Here is an 18,295-nt window from a genome sequence, read left to right on the forward strand (position 1 = left end):
ACCGTCTTACCCGTTGTAGCGGCTGAAGACGAGTGTGGCATTGGTGCCGCCGAAGCCAAAGGAGTTCGACAGCACCGTGTCGATCTTGGCGTCGTCGATGCGCTTGCGGACGATGTTCATGTCGGCGAATTCCGGATCGAGCTCGTCGATATGGGCGCTCTCGCAGATGAAGCGGTTGTTCATCATCAGGAGCGAGTAGATCGCCTCCTGCACGCCGGTGGCGCCCAGCGAGTGGCCGGTGAGCGACTTTGTCGCGGAGATCGGCGGGCACTTGTCGCCCGAGCCGAAGACCGCGCGGATCGCCTCGATCTCCTTCTGGTCGCCCACGGGGGTCGAGGTGGCGTGCGGGTTGATGTAGTCGACCGGGTTGTGCACGTTCTGGAGCGCCATGCGCATGCAGCGGATCGCGCCCTCGCCCGAGGGGGCCACCATGTCGTAGCCGTCCGAGGTCATGCCGTAGCCGACGATCTCGCCGTAGATGCGGGCGCCGCGGGCCTTGGCATGCTCCAGTTCCTCGAGCACCAGCACGCCCGCGCCGCCGGCGATGACGAATCCGTCGCGGTTGGCGTCATAGGCGCGGGAGGCCCGGGCCGGGGTGTCGTTGTACTTGGTGGACATGGCGCCCATGGCGTCGAAGAGGTTGGACATGGACCAGTCCAGATCCTCGCAGCCGCCGGCGAACATCACGTCCTGCTTGCCGTACTGGATCATCTCGTAGGCGTTGCCGACGCAATGGTTCGAGGTCGCGCAGGCCGAGGAGATCGAATAGTTCACGCCCTTGATCTTGAACCAGGTGGCCAGCGTCGCGGAGGCCGTGGAGGACATGGCCTTGGGCACCGCGAAGGGGCCGATGCGCTTGGGACCCTTGTCGCGGGTGATGTCGGCCGCTTCCATGATGACCCGGGTGGAGGGGCCGCCCGAGCCCATGATGATGCCCGTGCGCTCGTTGGAGATCTCGTTCTCCTCGAGGCCGGCATCCCGGATCGCCTGATCCATGGCCACATGGTTCCAGGCGGTGCCCCGGGCGTGGAAGCGCATGGCGCGCCGGTCGACGATCTCCTCCGGGTTCAGGCTCGGGGCGCCCTGCACCTGGCAGCGGAAGCCGTACTTCGCGAAATCCTCGGCCTTGCTGATGCCGGATCTCGCTTCGCGCAGGGAGGCCAGCACCTCCTGCGTGTTGTTGCCGATGGACGACACGATGCCCATTCCGGTGACGACGACGCGCCTCATAGCCTACCTCTTCAAAGGACCTTCACTGCCGGCCTGTCCCGCAGACGTAAGGCCGACCCTGCCCATTCTCAACCGTGAGCCTGCGAAAGCATGCAAGCGCGATGCGCAGGCCGGGGATCCTGCCTTGGGGCAGTGACGCCGGTTTTTCGAAAAGACCGCGCTTTGTCAACAGGATGTGGGCGCGGCGCCGGCCAGGGACCCCGCCGCGCGAATTCTTCAGCCGCCCACCGGGGCCTCGGCCTGGAAGAGGCCGACCCGCATGTCCTTGGCCTCGTAGATCCGGCGCCCGTCGGCCTCCAGCCAGCCGTCGGCGATGCCGAGCACCAGCTTGGAGCGGAAGACGCGCTTGAGATCGACGCCGTAGACCACCTTCTTGACGGTGGGGAGCACCTGGTCGGTGAACTTCACCTCGCCGACGCCGAGCGCCCGGCCGCGGCCCGGGGAGCCGCCCCAGCCGAGGAAGAAGCCCGTCATCTGCCAGAGCGCATCGAGGCCGAGGCAGCCCGGCATCACCGGATCGCCCTTGAAGTGGCAGGGGAAGAACCAGAGGTCCGGCCGCACGTCGAGCTCCGCGATCACATGGCCCTTGCCGTAGGCGCCGCCATCCTCGCCAATGGAGGTGATGCGGTCGAACATCAGCATGGGCGGAAGCGGCAGCTGGGCGTTGCCGGGGCCGAACAACTCTCCGCGCCCGCAGGCAAGGAGCTCTTCGTAAGTAAAGCTGGACTGGCGGGCCATGCCGGTTGCCGATCCTTTCCTTGTGTCTCGAATAGGCCTCGAGGGAGCCCCGGGGCCAAGGTGCGCTCTGGTAGCACAGGCTTGGCCATCCATCAAAGGACCTCGGCCGGGATTCTTCGCTGACTCAGGAATGTCCCAAGAATGTCCCACGGGGCGGTCCCGGGGCAACCTTGCGACAACCCTCTCGCTTTCCTATGATTGTGAGGTTAGAAGCGCTCATTCCTCCATTCAGTTCCGCGACATGACCGATCCTTTGTCCGCCTACATCGAGTCCACCACCGCTCCGACGCACCGGAAGGGCTGTCCCGTGTCCGAGCTGCGGGACAAGCTGCGCCGCGTGGGCCTGCGCCCGACCCGGCAGCGCGTGTCGCTGGGGTGGCTCCTGTTCGGCAAGGGCGACCGGCACATCACGGCCGAGATGCTCTTCGACGAGGCGACCCGCGCCCGGGTCCCGGTCTCGCTCGCCACCGTCTACAACACCCTGCACCAGTTCACGGAGGCGGGGCTCCTGCGCCAGCTCGCGGTCGACGGGGCCAAGGCCTATTTCGACACCAACCCGAGCGAGCACCACCACTTCTTCCTGGAGGAGGAGGGCGAGCTCGTCGACATGCCCTCCTCGGGGATCAGCGTGGCCGACCTGCCGTCCCCGCCCGAGGGCATGGAAGTCGCCGGGGTCGAGGTGATCGTACGGCTGCGCCGCAAGAAGGCCTGATCGGCCGCCCCTCGCCACAACCTCGAGAGAGCGGCAGCCCGGGTTCAAAAATCAGATGCCGCTCAGCCACAGCCTCGCCGCCCTTCTCGTCACGACCATCTGGGGCCTGAGCTTCGTCGTCATCAAGCTCGGGGTCGGCGCCATGCCGCCCCTGCTGCTGGCGGCGCTCCGGTTTCTCCTCGCGGCGGTTCCGGCCGTCCTCTTCATCCCGCGCCCGAAGACCGGATGGAGGAACGTGGTCGCCTACGGCTTCTTCCTCGGCGTCGCCCAGTTCGGGCTGCTCTTCGCCGCCATCGCCCTCGGCATGCCGGCGAGCCTCGCCTCCGTGGTCATGCAGGCGCAGGTCTTCTTCACGATCCTCTTCGCGGCGGTGCTGATGGCCGAGCGGCCGCGGCCCCACCAGATCCTGGGCGGGATCGTGGCCGGCCTCGGCCTCGTGCTCATCGCCTGGCCGCGGATGACGGGCGGAGGCGCCGGTCCCTTCCTCATGACGGTGGTCGCGGCCGCCTGCTGGGGCGTGGCCAACATCGTCTCCAAGCGGGCCGGCCGGGTCGACATGCTGGGCTACATCGTCTGGTCCAGCCTGGTCGCCCCGCTGCCGCTGCTCGGCCTCTCGCTCTGGTTCGACGGCCCGGATCGGGTGATTGATGCGCTGACCCGGATGGACGGCGGCACCCTGGCGGCGATAGCCTATCTCGCCTATCCCACCACGATCTTCGCCTTCGGGGTCTGGGCCTATCTGCTCTCCCGCCACCCGGCGGCCACGGTGACGCCTTTCGCGCTCTTCGTGCCGGTCGCCGGGATCCTGGGCTCGACCCTGATTCTCGGCGAGGCCCTGCATCCGATCGAGGCCGTCGGGGGAGCGGTGATCGTGCTGGGGCTCGCCTTCAACGTGTTCGGTGGCCGCCTGATGCGCCGGCCCCTCAGCGGATGAATCCGTAGCCCACCAGGGCGTAGACGATCAGGAAGATCGCCACGAAGACGTTGAGGAAGCGCGGCGCGACGAGCGACGCGATGCCGAGCGCCAGGGCCAGGATCGGCAGGAGTTTGAAGCTCAGGTTCAGGGTCATGGGCAGGCGTCCGCGGTGAAGGAAACGATGTTTCCTTATCTAGAGCCCGAATGCTTGATAAATCGGAAAGGCCCTATTCCACCGTCTCGTTGGGATAGACGCCCCAGAGCCGGTCCTGCTGGATGTAGCCGTCCACGTCCGGCGCGCCGTCCATCACGATCATCACCCGGCACCACTTGCCGTCGCAGCCCTTGATGTTGGTGATCACGCCCGGCTGCAGATGGGCCACCACGGCGCCCTTCTCGTCGGCCCGGTCGAAGAGGCTGATCGCGGGCTGCTTGCCCTTGGCCCAGGGCATCACCAGGGCCGTGCGCCGGCCCGAGAGCAGGGAGTGGAGCACCCATCCCTCCGTGCCTTCCGAATCGCGGATGCGCCGCCAGGTCTCGTATTCGGCGATGATCTCCACGGGGAGCCCCGCGCGCTGGAACACCCAGGCCGTCCGGTGGTCCTTGGAGGGGCCCTCGCGGAGATTGACGCGGTCGGTCTTGAGGCTGACGTAGCGCGGCACGGGCAGGCCCGTGCCCAGGCGCCCGCCAGGCGGCTGCTGCGCAAGAGCCGACGCGGCGCTCAGGCTGACGACGGCAAGGGCAAGAACGATCCTGCGCATGGTTCCCCCGATCTGGCTTTGTCTTGAATTTCAGGCTCTGGTAGAGAAGCTTGACGGATGCCGCCACGCGGCGGGCTGTCGCCTTTGATCGCCGAAGCAGGGTTAAGAGAGCGTGAAACTCTTTCCAAGTCGCGGCTTTTTCAGTGCTGGGGACCCATGAGCCGATGAAGAAGAGACCCTTGGTCGTTGTCACCCGCCGCCTGCCCGACGCCATCGAGACGCGCCTGCGCGAACTTTTCGACACGCGCCTCAACCTGGAGGACAAGCCCCTCTCCGCGGAGGAGCTCGTCGAGGCGGTCAGGACGGCCGACGTGCTGGTTCCCACCATCACCGACGAGATCGACGCCTCCGTCGTCGCGCAGGCCGGGCCCAACCTGAAGCTGATCGCCAATTTCGGCAACGGCGTCGACAACATCGACGTGGCGGCGGCGGTGGCCAAGGGCATCACCGTCACCAACACGCCGGGCGTGCTCACCGAGGACACGGCAGACATGACCATGGCGCTGATCCTGGCGGTGGCCCGCCGCCTGCCCGAGGGCGTGCGCGTGATTCCGGACGGGGACTGGGCCGGCTGGTCGCCCACCTGGATGCTGGGGCGGCGCATCACGGGCAAGCGCCTGGGCATCGTCGGCATGGGCCGCATCGGCCAGGCGCTCGCGCGGCGCGCCAAGGCCTTCGGCCTCTCGATCCACTATCACAACCGGCGCCGCGTGCCGCCGAAGATCGAGGCGGAGCTCGAGGCGACCTACTGGGAATCCCTCGACCAGATGCTGGCGCGCATGGACATCGTGTCCGTGAACTGCCCGCATACGCCCGCCACCTATCACCTGCTCTCCGCCCGGCGCCTGAAGCTCATGCGGCCGGATGCGATCCTGGTGAACACCGCCCGCGGCGAGATCATCGACGAAGGGGCGCTCACCAAGCTCATCGAATCCGGCGCCATCGCCGGCGCGGGCCTCGACGTGTTCGAGGAGGAGCCCGCCGTGAACCCGCGCCTCGTGCGGCTAGCCAAGCAGGGCAAGGTGGTGCTGCTGCCCCATATGGGCTCGGCAACGCACGAGGGCCGCATCGCCATGGGCGAGAAGGTGATCGTGAACATCCGCGCCTTCGTGGACGGCCACAAGCCGCCGGACCGCGTGCTGCCGAGCATGCTGTGAGGAAATATGGATCGTTATATATCTGAAGTTCTCCTGCGGCATTACAAAAGTATTGGCCGCTGCCGTGTGAAGTTGGGCTCTCTCTCAATCTTGGTTGGCCCAAATGGTGCAGGTAAAAGCAATTTTATAGATGCGATAAAGTTCACCAGTGAGGCTTTATCGCAGGGGCTAGATTACGCAATACGCCAGAGAGGCGGAATCGATGGTGTACGTCGGCGCTCCACAGGTCACCCAACACACTTTGGAATTAGATTAAATATCCGATTGAGTGATAAAGCTTCTGCATACTTCGCTTTCGAAATAGGCGCACAACCAAACGGTGCATACGTAGTGCAAAGAGAAGTTGCTTCCATCTCAAGTGATGGGATAGAACCAGCCCACTACGAAATAAAGCGGGGCGAGACTGTAAAATTCAGCGGATCAGTACAAGCCTTTCCGAAGATCACATCAGATAGGCTGATGCTGGTAAGCTTATCTGGCTTGGAAGAATTCAGAGATTTGTACGATTTCCTGACCAGGATGGCTTTTTACAATATAAACCCTGCGGATATCCGGGCTCCGCAGCCACATGAAGCCGGAGATATATTATCTCACACTGGACGTAATATTTCTTCTGTTATCAGGCAAATGAAAGAAAGCGCTCCACAGTCTGTTGAGAGAGTTGAAGCATATCTTAGATCGATCAATCCAATGATTGAAGGAGTAGATAATAGGTCCTTTGGCCCTCAGGAAACACTTGAGTTTAGACAGAAAGTTCAGAATTCTGCTCATCCATGGCGTTTCCTTGCTCATTCTATGTCTGATGGAACCCTCCGTTCGATAGGCCTCTTAACTGCCCTCTTTCAAAACAGCCGGGTCTATGGTCCTCCGTCACTAGTAAGTATTGAAGAGCCAGAAATGACTATCCATCCTGGTGCGGCAGGAATAGTAATGGACGCCCTCTTCGAAGCTTCCAGATCCCAGCAGGTTATTGCGACAACTCACAGCCCTGATTTGCTAGATCACGAGAATCTGAAAATCGATGATGTAAGAGTAGTAAGGAATATAGATGGAGAAACTTTTGTAAGCAATGCTGATAAATCGAGTGTTGATGCCATAAAACAGCAACTTTATACAGCCGGAGATCTGTTGAGAAATAGGCAGTTAGAGCCTGACTTAACGAATATTAAGCCTATTACTCAGTTGGAACTTTTTGCACACTCATGAGTAAGAATATTGGTATATTCTCCATTGTGGAGGGGCATGGTGAAGTTCCGGCAGTACCGGTACTATTACGCCGCTTTGCACATGAAATATACAATAGATACGATTTTGATGTCTTAACGCCATTTCGATTACCAAGGTCCAAGTATGCTAAAGATGACGAGCTTATGCGTTCATTGTTGCTAGGTAGTGTTAAACTATCTGAATACAGTAAGCCACATATTCTGATTATAATGGATGCAGATGATGACTGTCCAGTCACCGAACAACAGAGATTGAGTAGACTTATCTTAAATAATAATTTTAATGTACCTGTTTCCCTCGTAATGCCATACAGGGAATATGAGACTTGGTTCAATACATCAATTGGGCCAGGTACTAACCATGCTACGTTTAAAGCACCTTACAATCCATCTCCAAATGCACATGGTATAAGAGATGCCAAGGGTTATTTCGAGCGTAATTACCTCAATCAAGGAGTGTTCTATAGCGAAACTGTTGATCAACAGAAATATACATCGTTGATCGACCTACAAGCGAATGACGATCGATCATTTAGAAAAATGCGAAAAGAGATGAGTATTATATTCAATTGATACTATAATTTAGAATAATTAATGTTCGTTCTATATTATAAAATATTATTGGTTTTGTATTAAGAATACATGCAGAAATGTATTCTGATGAAATTAAACTTTCTGCATATATAAATTAATTTGTTTCATCACGCACCTAACGACAGATTGCAGGAACAGAAACCATCCTGGGCATAAACATATGTGAGTGCAGCTAAGTTCGGTCTCCGACCAGAACAGGGGTTCCACGATCCCCCCGCACGGCCCTGATGACCAACCCCTTGATTCTGAAACTCGAACAGCGCGACCGGCTCTCGGACGAGGAAAAGAAGGTGCTGGAGAATGCGATCTCCCGGGTTCGCGTGGTCGAGGCCGACGAGGATATCGTGCGGGAGGGTGATCGCCCGACGGAAAGCTCCCTGCTCCTGGACGGGTTCGCGGCGCGCTACAAGATCGTCTCCAACGGACGGCGGCAGATCTCCGCCCTGCACGTGGCCGGCGACTTCCTCGACCTGCACAGCTTTCTCCTGAAGACCATGGATCACGGCGTGCTGGCGCTGACCACCTGCCGCATCGCCACCGTTCCGCATGCGACCCTGGAAAAGATCACCGACGAATATCCGCATCTAACCCGGATGCTCTGGCTCAACACGCTCATCGACGGTGCCATCCACCGGGAATGGCTCACCGCCATGGGCCGCCTGTCCGCCACCGCCCACATGGCGCATCTGATCTGCGAGCTTTACCTGCGCCTCAAGACGGTGGGCCGGGCCGAGGGCGACACGGTGCAGCTTCCGATCACGCAGGCCGAGCTCGGCGACACGCTGGGGCTCTCCACCGTGCATGTGAACCGGGTGCTGCAGGAGTTGCGCAAGGAGGGCATGATCCGCTTCCAGGGCGACGCGCTGACCATCCTCGACTGGGAGCGCCTGAAGACGACGGGCGAGTTCACCTCGACCTACCTCAACCTCCAGCGCGAGAGCCGCTAGCCCCGTTTCGGGGAGCAAGCTGCCCGAGAACCTCCGCCGCCGCCCGCTCCCCCTCCTCCCACGCGCCGCCTGCCGTGCCCCACTGGGCGCGCGAGAGCGCCTCGCCCGCAAACCAGATCCGCTCCCCGACCGGCGCCTTCAGCATGTCGCGGATCGGATGGAGGCCCGGCGGCACCACGGCCCAGGAGGCGCGCGACCAGGGATCGTGGCGCCAGGCGGTGGCGTGCATCACGGTGAGATCCCGGATCGCCCGGTGCCCGAAATGCTCCGCCAGCACCTCGCGGGCGAAGCGGAAGGGCGCGTGGGGATCGCGGCGGTCGAAGCCTGCGGCTCCGGGCTGGTCGAGCTCGAAGAAATGGAACGGCGTGTCGTCGATGCAGGTGAGAAGCCCCGGCGGCTCCCGGCGCCCGCCCGTGAGGCTCGCCAGGCGGTCCGCGCCGCGAAAGGGCGAGCCCGGCCAGTGCAGCACCACGTGCTCGTAGACGCCTTCCGTGAAGCCGTGGATCGCCTCCCTGCAGGCGTCCGGCAGGGCCGGGACGAAGCGGATCGCCTCCCGCTGCAGCACGGCCATCGGGGCCGTGACGATGGCGGCTCTCCCATGCAGCGTCCCGGCGCTGCTCTCGACCCGCACGCCCTGCCCCGACCAGTCGATGGCGTGCACGGCGGTGCCGAGCCGCACCGGCAGGCCCCGGGCCAGGCGCTCCACATAGGCGCCGAGGCCGCCGGCGATGAAGAGATTGTCGGCATATTCCATGCTGGGGAAATCGTGCAGGCTCACCTCGCCGAGGGGCCGGCCCGACACGAGCCCGTGGATGGCGGCCACGCGCCTTCCCTGCGGCCCCATGGGCGGCAGGGCCTTTGCCGCCGGCTGGTCCTCGCGCCCCTTCGCGGCCTGGGTCATGGCCCGGTCGGCCATGGCGAAGGCCCGGTCGAGGGCGGCGCCCTGAGCCCGACTTCCCGGCCGGCCCCGCACGAAGACATGCCCCTCCACCGGCGCCCGCCGCAGCGGCTCGCGCCTCTCGCGGCCCAGCCTCACCAGCGGGTTGATGGGTCCCGCATGCAGCCAGTGGGCGCCGAGATCGAGGGGATGGCCCCGGAAGCGCCGCGTCAGCGTGCGCCCGCCGATGCGGCTGCGCGCCTCGAGCACCACGACGCTCAGCCCGTTCGCCAGGAGGCGCCGCGCCGCCGCGATGCCGGCGCTGCCGGCCCCGACGATCACCACGTCCGCGTTCGTCCCAGGAACACCTCCAGGAACGCCCGTCGTCTCGGTTTCCAGCGCCACGGCCCCTCCCGCCTCTCGCTTTGCAGCCGCGTCGTTCATAAGTAAGCTCCGCGCCCCGCGGCAAGCGTGGCCTTGGCACCCTTAGGAGACGAACGACAGATGCTCATCCAATCGGTTTTCGCGGCAGCCCGCGAGGTCTTCTCGCCCGCGCTGCGGCGCATCCTCTGGAAATCGGTTGGATTGACCCTGGCGCTGCTCGCCCTGGTCTGGCTCGGCCTGACCAAGCTCCTCGACATCTTCCTCACCAACCACGATCTGAGCGCCAGCTACCCGATCCTCGACAGCTTCGCCTTCTTCCTGGCGGGTTTCGGCCTTTTCGTGGCGCTGATCTACCTGCTGCCGGCCGTCTCGGCCATCGTGGCGGGCTATTTCCTCGACGACGTGGCCGAGGTGGTGGAGAGCAAGGACTACCCGGTCGATCCGCCGGGGCGCGCCCTGCCCTTCGGCCAGGCTCTTCTCTACGGCATCCGCTTCGCCGGGCTCTCGCTGCTGGTCAACTTTGCCGCCCTGTTCCTGCTCTTCATCCCCGGGATCAACATCGCTGCCTTCTTCGTGGCCAATGCCTACCTGCTCGGCCGGGAATACTTCGAGCTGGCGGCCGGCCGCTTCTGGTCGGCGGAGGAGGTGGCGCGCCTGCGCCACGAGCACCGGGGCACGGTGCTCGCCGCGGGTGCGGTGTTGGCGGGCCTGGTGCTGGTGCCGGTGCTGAACCTTCTCGTGCCGATCTTCGGCGCCACGATGATGGTGCACCTGCACAAGAGGCTCACGCGCGGCCGGGCTGCGATCCCGTCGGGCCGGGAAGGCCAGGCGTCCCTCCAGAACCGCTGAAGGGCCGGCGGCTCAGCGGCTTGCCCGCTGGCCGACCGCCGGGCCGATCGCCCGATCCGGGTGGAAGTCGGACCCGGCTCCCCCTGACTGGGGCGCGAGCAGATCCGGCACGCTGCCCGGGGTGGCGTTGCGCCTGAGATCGAACTGGCCGCTCTTGCGGAAGCGCACCAGGTAGCTCGGCACGATGGCCTCGATGGTGGTGGGGGTGACCCCCAGCGCCTCGAGCGTGCGGCCCTCGGCGCGGGCGCTCTCCGACACCACGTTGTCGCGCTCCAGCAGGATCGCCTGGTCGCGGGTGGTGACGAGCTCGTTCGGCATCAGGCCGAGGGTGAGCCAGTCGAGGCCGCCCAGGACGCTGCCCATGGCCCGGGCGATGCCGGCCGGAACGGGCAGGATGGCGCGCCTGCGCTCGGTGACGTGGAAGACGAAGTCCATCATCTGGCGGAGGGTGCGGATCTCGGGCCCGCCGAGCTCGTAGGTGCGGCCGGTCGGCACCTTGCCGTCCACTGCGGCCACGATGGCGGCGGCCACGTCGCCCGCATAGATCGGCTGGAAGCGGGTGTCGGCGCCGGGCAGGGGCAGCACGGGGAGCATGCGGGCGAGCGTCGCGAAGCGGTTGAAGGAGTTGTCCCCCGGCCCGAACAGCAGGGAGGGGCGCAGGATCACCGCATCCGGGCGCACCCGCAGGAGCGCCGCCTCGCCCTCGGCCTTGGAGCGGGCATAGGCCGATTCGGAATTCGCATCGGCGCCGATGGCCGAGACATGGGTGAAGGAGACGGCCTTCCTGGCGGCCTCGGCGATCAGGGCCGGCGCCTGGGCATGGATGGCGTCGAAGCGCTGGCGGCGGGTCTCCTGCAGGATGCCGACCAGGTTGACCACATGGTCGGCCCGGGCCACCGCATGGGCCACCGAGTCGGGGTGGCGCAGGTTGGCATGGATCGGGTGGATCTGCCCCACCTTGCCCAGGGGCAGGAAGTTCGCGAGGTTCGGCTGCCGGGTCGGCACCAGGACGCGGTAGCCGCGCTGGGCCAGGAGGCTCACCACATAGCGGCCGAGAAAGCCCGACCCGCCGAAGACGGTGACGATTTGCTGCTCAGGCGTGCGAAGGGCGCCGATCATGAAACTCTCCTGCCCGGATAAGGACCTGCAACGAGCTTGGGTGTGAAAACTGGAACGTCTCTAGTCAAACGCCGATGACCTGTGAAGAGGTGCGGGCCCAAGAAAGCGCATCGCTCGCATTTTCGGTGATTGACGCGCCGCCAGAAGCACCGTAAACGAAGCCTCGCCGACAAGGCATGCCCAGGTGGCGGAATTGGTAGACGCGCTGGTTTCAGGTACCAGTGGTGAAAGCCGTGGAGGTTCGAGTCCTCTCCTGGGCACCAACTATCCCCTAAGTAGTTGAAGTGCTGATTTCATTGGCCTTTTGATCCGGCGACCGGTACACATTTCCGGTACACATGGTCGTGATCATGGGTCGTAGAATGGCCTTCACCAGCCAGCGCCGTGATTCTTCCAATTGGCGGTTCCGACAGCGGGTGCCGGTGGACGTGCTCGGCAAGGTGCGCGGCCGGCGCATCATCATCTCGTTCCCGAGCACAGGCCGCGAACCGCCGTTCACCGTCGAGACCACCATCGGCACTGAGGTGAGCTTTTCCACCCGAACGCCTGACAAGAACGTCCATGAGGCTCGCTCTCTGGTCGCCCAAACCCATCTGGCGAAAATCTATGCGGCTGCCCGCACCGAGCCGGTGAAACTCTCGTCCCGCACCCTGACCGCCCTGTCGAAAGACATTTACGACCTGTTCCTTGCCACTCACGGCGACGATCCCGGCCCGGTCAGGCGCTGGGAAGCCTTCAAGGGCTTTTCCCGTGCGGCGATGGAAGGACGTATCCAGGATGCGCCCGAGCTGGTGCCCGGCAGCGAACCCGACGAGGCCGCCGCCGCCGAAGCCCGGTTCGGACCGGGCCTAACCCAAGGGATTGATGCCCTGCCGGCGTCGGACTCGACCGCCGCTCTGGAGCAACGCTTCGGACGGCTGGCCAACTGGCTGCTCGCCGAGCGCGGGATCGAGCTGCTTCCCGAGCAACGGCCGCTCCTGCTCAAGCTCACGGCCATGGCGGCGATCCAGGCCGGCCGACAGCTCAAGAAGCACGCCGCCTACGATTTCAGCCCCGATCCCGAGATCAGCCGGTTTCCCACCTTCGAGCCGCCCTCGGAAGCGGGCGGCTCCCACCGAACCCTGACCGACGTGTTCGAGCGCTGGCGCAAGGAGACCCATCCCTCCGCCAGCACGGTTTCAACATGGCGCGGCGTGGTCGCATCCCTGAAAAGACACCTCGGGCACGAGGTCGTGGGCCGGATCACGCACGAGGATATCGTGCGATGGAAAGACCGGCTGGTTGACGCCGGCCTCAGCCGGAAGACCATCAGCCACAATCATCTTGCAGCGATCAAGGCGCTGTTGAATTTCGAGATTCAGAACAAGCGTCTGGCAGTGAACCCCGCCGCCGGCATAAAAATGGGCGTGAAGCGACGCGCTGGCCAGAGAATGCGGCCGTACACCGACAATGAGGTCGCACGCATCCTGGCGCTGGCCGCCCGCGAGACGAGCCCGGCCCAGCGATGGCTGCCATGGCTGGCCGCCCTGAGCGGTGCCCGCATCGGCGAGGTCGCGCAGCTGTGGGGGCAGCGCATCACGATGGAGGACGGCATCGCCGTGATGGTGATCCGGCCGGCCGAGGATGGCGGCTCGCTCAAGAACGAGTGGAGCGAACGGACGGTGCCCATTCACCCTGCCATCATTGAGGCCGGTTTCCTCGACTTCGTGCGACAGCATGGTTCAGGACCGCTGTTCTACCGCCGCAGCTCCGGCGACCCTTCGAAGAAACACGCATCGAAGGGCGTCACGAACCGGCTTGCCGCATGGATCAGAGAGCAAGGATTCACCGATCCACGCAAAGCCCCCAACCATGCACTGCGGCACTGGTTCGTCACCATGGGCCAACGCCTCCACATCAACGACAGTGTGATCGAAGCCATTATCGGGCACGAGGAGGGTTCCGAATATCGGCATGGGCATACACAGACCTTGTACGAAGCCATCATCAAGATCCCGGTGCCGGTGGAGACGGGAAATCAGAACCAGACTGTTGGGGGCGGGAGCCTGGGCTGTCCTGCTCCCACGCGTCACGGCCGGGAGCCACCCGCCTGAACACTCGCCGGGGCATCACCGACTGGAGCCCAATTCCACCGGTTTTCAACCTGCTTGACCGGAAGGGTGATGGGGAAAGCGCGACTCGTCAGCTCGTCCCGGACGACGAGCCTGATCACGGTAGGATCGGCAGCGGGCTCCGATGGAGCCTGCGCCTGCGCAGCGGCTGCGGCGCGGATGGCTGCCAGTTCCTCCTGGACGGTGCGGCGGGCGCGCTCGTTCTCGGCAACGCGCACGAGCACGTCCTCGATCTTGGTCACGGGAATGAAGGGGCTGCGATGCCGGTATTCGCCAATGAGGCGGAGCCCCTCTTCACGGCAGGATAGGTACAGGCGATTGCTTCGGTCAAGACCGCGTTGGCGCGCAATAAGCTCGGTCAACTCCTCGCGGAGCTGCCGCTCGACATCAACGAACTGCTGATCATTCATCGTCATCAGCGCGCTCCCGCTTCTGCCATGAGCTGCTGAGCCAACTCGGGTTGGGTGTTCTCCAGCGTGTATTGCTGAGTGACGTTCCACGTTTCCTTGCGCCACGGATTGACGGTCGGGCGGGTGCTGGCCTGGGGTTTGGTCGCGGGTGCCGGTGCTCCGGTCAGAGCCTCAAGCTCCAGCTCTGCTTGGCGAAGGGATTGCGGGCAAGACTGGCTGGCGTCGCCGTGGGGAACATCGAGCGGTTGGCCTGGATGAGATCGCGCAAGAACTCGTCCAAGCCACGTCGATGACTTTGCCCTGAGCATCGACGCTCAAGATGGTGCCGCCATGAGGATCGTGCAGCGTCACGTGGGCCTTATCGCCCGCGACTTCGACGCGCATTGTTTAGTCAAGAGCTTGAACGACGAAGGCCCGCGCCTCCGGGCTAGCGTGGAGACCCATACGGGCCATGGTGATCGGCTAGGATTTCAGCGTGACCGGGCATTATGAGTGCTTTCAGGTTGGGTTTGTTAACGCGAACGAGAACGGCAGACATGTGGTTGTTCTTGACGAGCTTGAGATCATCATGCAGTCTCTTATGAAACCCTCAAGAAGGAGAGTTTCATGATTGATCCAACTGCCGAAGCCTTGGCCCGTCTCGCGCAGTCCGTTGGCAAGGCGCTGCTGGAGTTCTCCCAGCAGATTTCCTCGCCTCGGCGGGACGAGACGGGGAGGGCGGCCATCTCAGATGACTTAGCCACTGAGATCATCAAGGATCTCAAGCGCAAATACCGCAACGCTTCATGGGTCATGTTGCGCAAGGGCTGCGAGGAACTCGACGGTCAGCCGGCGCGCCACACCACCAAGGATGTCGGCGCATCAAGCAGATCCTTCGCCCGCCGTGCCATGGAGGCGACCGGGCTGGGGCCTGCGGCCATCCTGGCCATCATGGATCGGAACGGCTGGTAGGGGCGAGGCCGGGGTGGGCGACATGAGCCCCACCCCGGTTTCAAGAGTTGCCGACCGGGAATCTAATCAGGCCAAGTTGAGAGACAACGCGCTTAGGCGATGTCCGTCTCTAGGTCATTGGTCCGGCGCGTCCACACTGCGGAGATGTGGCGCTGCACGGAGGCAGCCATCTGGTGGTGGTCCATGCTGCCACCGTTGATGTTGATGGTGGTCGAGGGACCGCCGAAGTCGTTGTAGCTCGTGCGGTTGCCGCCACCGGGACTGTTGGCCGAGGGCACGTCGCGGATCAGGCCCTCGGGCGTCGGCACAGGCTGCTCGAAGCTGCTGGGCTGCGTCTGCGCCGGCACCCTGGGCCTTAAGGCCCTGGCCTGGGCACGCTGGCGCTCAAGAAAGGCCCGATACTTCTCCGCCACCTTCTGGCCCTTGAGCGCCCAATGGAGATGCGGAGGCGCATCCCCGCGAGCATGATGGTCGATGACCTCGTACTCCCTCGGACCCAGGCCTGCCGCTTGAAACTGCTCGCGCAGCTTCCGCGCCATCACTTTGTACTGCCTAGGATCGTTGAAGGTGGCATCGCCGGCCAGGCTTGTCGAGGATGAACAGGCCGACGATGCGGTCGCGGATCTGCCGCTGTAGACCGGTCAGGCTTGTCTTGAGGCGGTCGATGAGATCGTGGCCTTCGACATTGAGGCCGACCTGGATCTGAACGCTTGTTGTTTGGTCAGCCACTGCACCGCCCTCTGGTTTGAGTAGGGAGAGCAGTCATCACACCGTCGCTTTCTCCTGTCGGGCGGCCCGCGCCGCTGCACGTCGGATGAAGGCTGAGCGCGAGATCATCTCGGCGGCGGCGAGCTGATCAATAACAGCCAGCAGGTCAGCCGGCAGCGAGACGACGGCGACGGTTCGCGTGTCCTTTTTCATGAGGATTGTCCTGTAACGGGAGAGGTCCGGCAGGAGGACGACCCTGACCGGAGGAATAGACGCACGTCGGCTGTGCGCTGGCCGAACGGGGCCAGTCCGGAGCCGTTTTCGCTCCTGCTCAGGAGTCCTTCACGAGGAAAAAGAACGAATACATCCTAGCATAATTGTGCAAAAACGCAAGACTCGGAAGCATAATAATGCATATATGCAAGCATGACCATAGCAGCCGGCTAAGCTGGCGCAGCCGCGCCGTGCGGAACGCTGTCCTATTGTGGTCAGGCCGCAATCCGATACCTTGCCCGCCACTCGGCGACGGCTTTTGCATCGATGTCACGGCTGCACCCGCAGCGCTTGCCGAGAATGGGGCCGCCAAGCTTGTAGGAGAGGCTGGTGCCACGGGCGACGTTCGAGCCCATGTTCTTGAGCACATAGGTGACGACGCTGTGATAGCGGCCGTTGGCCGTGCGCTTGGCCGCCGTGCTGGCCGGGCGCATGTCCACCTCGCCCGCCTGTCGAAAGCGATTGGTGAGATAGGCCTCGATCTTCCGCCGGAGCGCCCGGTTAGGGACATGGATCAGCAGATGCAAGTGCTCGCCCCGGCCATCGTTGAGGAGCCGGCATGACTCCCGCGCCCACAGGTGCGTGGCGGGCAGCCCGGCATTGCGCAGCGGCTGGCCGATAGCGCAGATGAGCATCTGCCAGTACCGGGAGCGCTCCTCCGCCGGCATGGCGTCCATCTCGGTCGGCGTGATCGAGATGAACAGGTTGAGAGGCCTATCGATGCGATTGGCATGAGCCGCCGCGTCAAAGAGAGCCGCCACCGTGCGCTTGAGCTTGATACAGCGCGAGACCCGGCGAAGCCCCACCTTGCGACGGCGGTGCCACGGTCCAGGAGGACGGCCAGGGCGGCGGATAATTTCAGCAGACCCTAAACCTATACTACACGCGGCGGGAGCACTCAGAGGTGCAGGAGTGGTATCCCTCTGCCGGGACTGGAGAAAGTCGTCCAGGAGGGAAACTTGACCGTATTGGCAATCTTCGAGGTCAAAAGGAGGCTCGTAGGTGGTCCAGTAGGCCCAGAAAGCCTCGGCTTCTTGCGAATTATTCGCAACAAAGGTATAGTGGTTCTTCATGGCGATGCTTCACACCCCTGCTCGGCCTCCGGTGGCACGCTGGCGAGCAGGGGTTTTTTGTATGGATCGGAGCCGCCGCTCCCCTCATGGACGGAGAGCGGCGGAGCTAACGGAATGTTCCGTCACCAGGGACGAGAGCTTGCCGGGCCGGGCGGTCGCGGAGGGACTTTGATATACTGAATTAAGTTGCCTGGGCTTTTTTGGGCAGCCTCAGTCGGCAGGCGAAGGCAGTTCCGGCCCCGCTCCCTCTCCCCTTGCCCCACAAGGCCTTTTGAGAGCCCCGCCATAGTTTGAATTCCACATGCGAGAGGCGTGGAATTCAATCGGGAACCCACTGGGCCGTCGAAACCCGAAGACTTTTTACAGAACGCAACAAAATTTCATAAAGGAAAGGCCGACGCCTCTTTCTTTGGGGGGTGGGGTTGGGCCTTTGATTTCGGCCTTTTGTACGCAGCGATTGTGTCGGTCAAAGCAAAGGCGGCGGCCTAGTCGTAATAAAAGATATAGGGTTGTACATTTGCCCGCTTGCTTGAAGTCGAACAATGCAACAATGCAAATTAGAGGCCGGCGATGCTCTTGAAACTACTTCTCTTGAACGTTGGTCCTGATGCGTTATGCTGTTGCCGTGTCTTTGCGGGACCCTCACGATCCGTCCGAATACCTCCAAAGATCTGATGCGCGGGCCGGAACTGGCGCTAGGATCTTCATGGGGCTGACCATGGAGGTGAACATGTGGAACGAAGAGGAGCGGCATGAGCTGGTGCAGCAGCTCGAAGAACTCTACAGGCGCTTGGTCAGGCGACCGATGGCAGAGCGGCAGCAATGGCCACATGCCCAAGCAGAAGAGGCGGTGCTCTGCCTGCTCGACAGCTACGTGAGGGCAGAGCCGCAGGCCTGAGCCAAGGGGTAAGCGGGGCGGTAGCCTCAAGCGGAAGCCCCACTCACCCCCCGCTGGCCGTCAGTGTCGGGCTCGGCGCTCTTGGTCCATGACCTTCGTCTGCGCCCGCAGCTCCCGGTTCTGGCGCTCCAGGGCTTGGGCCTGGGCTTCAGCAGCGCGGGCCTGATCGCGGGCAGCCCGAAGGTGCGCCGGATCATTGCAGGCGAGAGCGGGAGCGGCGGCGAGTGCGGCAACCATGACGAGAGACGCGGCGAGCTTGTTCATGGCAGAACCTCCGCGGAGACAATGCCGAGAGCTGGCAGCAGGATTCATCTCGTTCAACAGGGGCTTGGTCTTGGCTGCCGTCTTCAGAGTGTGACTT

General features: G+C 63.2%; 22 protein-coding genes and 1 tRNA gene. 11 read left to right on the plus strand and 12 right to left on the minus strand.

The features are described 5' to 3' along the window. Positions 1–6 precede the first annotated feature (6 nt). Together fabB and fabA are read right to left on the minus strand one after the other, a co-directional pair. Positions 7–1,230 (minus strand): beta-ketoacyl-ACP synthase I, encoded by a 1,224-nt coding sequence (fabB, locus tag GR303_RS05380; protein ID WP_161721038.1) that lies wholly within the window; start codon positions 1,228–1,230, stop codon positions 7–9. A 216-nt stretch (positions 1,231–1,446) separates the two neighbouring features. Then, on the minus strand, positions 1,447–1,968 hold the full coding sequence (gene fabA / locus GR303_RS05385) for a 3-hydroxyacyl-[acyl-carrier-protein] dehydratase FabA (RefSeq protein WP_161721037.1): 522 nt from the start codon (positions 1,966–1,968) through the stop codon (positions 1,447–1,449). A gap of 241 nt (positions 1,969–2,209) precedes the next feature. Here fabA and irrA point away from each other — a divergent pair, with 241 nt between their 5' ends. Together irrA and GR303_RS05395 are read left to right on the plus strand one after the other, a co-directional pair. After that, positions 2,210–2,680, plus strand: a complete 471-nt coding sequence (irrA, locus tag GR303_RS05390; protein ID WP_161721036.1) for an iron response transcriptional regulator IrrA — start codon at positions 2,210–2,212, stop codon at positions 2,678–2,680. 55 nt (positions 2,681–2,735) lie between these two features. After that, a complete protein-coding gene (locus tag GR303_RS05395; RefSeq protein ID WP_161721035.1) occupies positions 2,736–3,614 on the plus strand; it encodes an EamA family transporter in 879 nt (292 codons plus the stop codon). Here GR303_RS05395 and GR303_RS05400 read toward each other — a convergent pair. After that, positions 3,604–3,750, minus strand: a complete 147-nt coding sequence (locus GR303_RS05400) for a DUF3096 domain-containing protein (protein WP_161721034.1) — start codon at positions 3,748–3,750, stop codon at positions 3,604–3,606. The two genes, GR303_RS05395 and GR303_RS05400, sit on opposite strands and share 11 nt — an antisense overlap. 73 nt (positions 3,751–3,823) lie before the next feature. Next, on the minus strand, positions 3,824–4,357 hold the full coding sequence (locus GR303_RS05405; RefSeq protein ID WP_161721033.1) for an SH3 domain-containing protein: 534 nt from the start codon (positions 4,355–4,357) through the stop codon (positions 3,824–3,826). A 164-nt stretch (positions 4,358–4,521) separates the two neighbouring features. Here GR303_RS05405 and GR303_RS05410 point away from each other — a divergent pair, with 164 nt between their 5' ends. From GR303_RS05410 to GR303_RS05425, 4 genes are all read left to right on the plus strand, one after another. Continuing rightward, positions 4,522–5,514: a 2-hydroxyacid dehydrogenase gene (locus GR303_RS05410; RefSeq protein ID WP_161721032.1), complete on the plus strand. Its 993-nt coding sequence runs from the start codon at positions 4,522–4,524 to the stop codon at positions 5,512–5,514. Between the two features lie 6 nt (positions 5,515–5,520). Beyond that, on the plus strand, positions 5,521–6,720 hold the full coding sequence (locus GR303_RS05415; RefSeq protein ID WP_161721031.1) for an AAA family ATPase: 1,200 nt from the start codon (positions 5,521–5,523) through the stop codon (positions 6,718–6,720). Continuing rightward, positions 6,717–7,313, plus strand: coding sequence for a hypothetical protein (locus tag GR303_RS05420; protein WP_161721030.1), 597 nt, complete (start codon positions 6,717–6,719; stop codon positions 7,311–7,313). Before GR303_RS05415 ends, GR303_RS05420 begins: the two co-directional genes overlap by 4 nt. Positions 7,314–7,561: 248 nt before the next feature. Next, positions 7,562–8,281 carry a Crp/Fnr family transcriptional regulator gene (locus tag GR303_RS05425; RefSeq protein ID WP_161721029.1) on the plus strand — a complete coding sequence of 240 codons (720 nt, stop codon included), beginning with the start codon at positions 7,562–7,564 and terminating at the stop codon, positions 8,279–8,281. Here GR303_RS05425 and GR303_RS05430 read toward each other — a convergent pair. Further along, positions 8,256–9,602: a flavin monoamine oxidase family protein gene (locus tag GR303_RS05430; RefSeq protein ID WP_161721028.1), complete on the minus strand. Its 1,347-nt coding sequence runs from the start codon at positions 9,600–9,602 to the stop codon at positions 8,256–8,258. The genes GR303_RS05425 and GR303_RS05430 overlap by 26 nt on opposite strands. A 60-nt stretch (positions 9,603–9,662) precedes the next feature. Between GR303_RS05430 and GR303_RS05435 the strand changes: the two genes are divergently transcribed. Next, the gene (locus GR303_RS05435) at positions 9,663–10,391 is read left to right on the plus strand and encodes a sulfate transporter family protein (RefSeq protein ID WP_161721027.1); all 729 of its coding nucleotides are present in this window, start codon (positions 9,663–9,665) and stop codon (positions 10,389–10,391) included. Positions 10,392–10,403: 12 nt separating this feature from the next. Here GR303_RS05435 and GR303_RS05440 read toward each other — a convergent pair whose 3' ends face one another. After that, positions 10,404–11,510 carry a complex I NDUFA9 subunit family protein gene (locus GR303_RS05440; protein ID WP_161721026.1) on the minus strand — a complete coding sequence of 369 codons (1,107 nt, stop codon included), beginning with the start codon at positions 11,508–11,510 and terminating at the stop codon, positions 10,404–10,406. 178 nt (positions 11,511–11,688) lie between these two features. Here GR303_RS05440 and GR303_RS05445 point away from each other — a divergent pair. Both GR303_RS05445 and GR303_RS05450 read left to right on the plus strand, forming a co-directional pair. After that, positions 11,689–11,773: transfer RNA gene (locus GR303_RS05445), tRNA-Leu, on the plus strand. A 99-nt stretch (positions 11,774–11,872) separates the two neighbouring features. Next, positions 11,873–13,603 carry a site-specific integrase gene (locus GR303_RS05450; protein WP_161721025.1) on the plus strand — a complete coding sequence of 577 codons (1,731 nt, stop codon included), beginning with the start codon at positions 11,873–11,875 and terminating at the stop codon, positions 13,601–13,603. Here the strand turns inward: GR303_RS05450 and GR303_RS05455 are convergent. Beyond that, positions 13,579–14,037 (minus strand): hypothetical protein, encoded by a 459-nt coding sequence (locus GR303_RS05455; RefSeq protein ID WP_161721024.1) that lies wholly within the window; start codon positions 14,035–14,037, stop codon positions 13,579–13,581. The two genes, GR303_RS05450 and GR303_RS05455, sit on opposite strands and share 25 nt — an antisense overlap. 600 nt (positions 14,038–14,637) lie before the next feature. Here GR303_RS05455 and GR303_RS05460 point away from each other — a divergent pair. Further along, positions 14,638–14,982: a hypothetical protein gene (locus GR303_RS05460; protein ID WP_161721023.1), complete on the plus strand. Its 345-nt coding sequence runs from the start codon at positions 14,638–14,640 to the stop codon at positions 14,980–14,982. 92 nt (positions 14,983–15,074) lie between these two features. Here GR303_RS05460 and GR303_RS05465 read toward each other — a convergent pair whose 3' ends face one another. From GR303_RS05465 to GR303_RS05480, 4 genes are all read right to left on the minus strand, one after another. After that, positions 15,075–15,521, minus strand: a complete 447-nt coding sequence (locus tag GR303_RS05465) for a hypothetical protein (protein WP_161721022.1) — start codon at positions 15,519–15,521, stop codon at positions 15,075–15,077. Between the two features lie 13 nt (positions 15,522–15,534). After that, a complete protein-coding gene (locus GR303_RS05470; RefSeq protein ID WP_161721021.1) occupies positions 15,535–15,711 on the minus strand; it encodes a hypothetical protein in 177 nt (58 codons plus the stop codon). 36 nt (positions 15,712–15,747) lie between these two features. Next, on the minus strand, positions 15,748–15,903 hold the full coding sequence (locus GR303_RS05475; protein ID WP_161721020.1) for a ribbon-helix-helix protein, CopG family: 156 nt from the start codon (positions 15,901–15,903) through the stop codon (positions 15,748–15,750). A gap of 275 nt (positions 15,904–16,178) precedes the next feature. After that, entirely contained in the window at positions 16,179–17,036 is an 858-nt protein-coding gene (locus GR303_RS05480; RefSeq protein ID WP_161721019.1) for a hypothetical protein, read from the minus strand. A gap of 706 nt (positions 17,037–17,742) precedes the next feature. On the opposite strand from GR303_RS05480, the gene GR303_RS05485 reads away from it, so the two are divergent. Further along, positions 17,743–17,934: a hypothetical protein gene (locus GR303_RS05485; RefSeq protein ID WP_161721018.1), complete on the plus strand. Its 192-nt coding sequence runs from the start codon at positions 17,743–17,745 to the stop codon at positions 17,932–17,934. Between the two features lie 60 nt (positions 17,935–17,994). Here the strand turns inward: GR303_RS05485 and GR303_RS05490 are convergent, their stop codons facing one another. Then, positions 17,995–18,198: a hypothetical protein gene (locus tag GR303_RS05490; RefSeq protein WP_161721017.1), complete on the minus strand. Its 204-nt coding sequence runs from the start codon at positions 18,196–18,198 to the stop codon at positions 17,995–17,997. Between the last annotated feature and the right edge of the window lie 97 nt (positions 18,199–18,295).

It is taken from the genome of Microvirga arsenatis (assembly GCF_009910705.1).
In the GTDB taxonomy this organism is placed as follows: domain Bacteria; phylum Pseudomonadota; class Alphaproteobacteria; order Rhizobiales; family Beijerinckiaceae; genus Microvirga; species Microvirga arsenatis.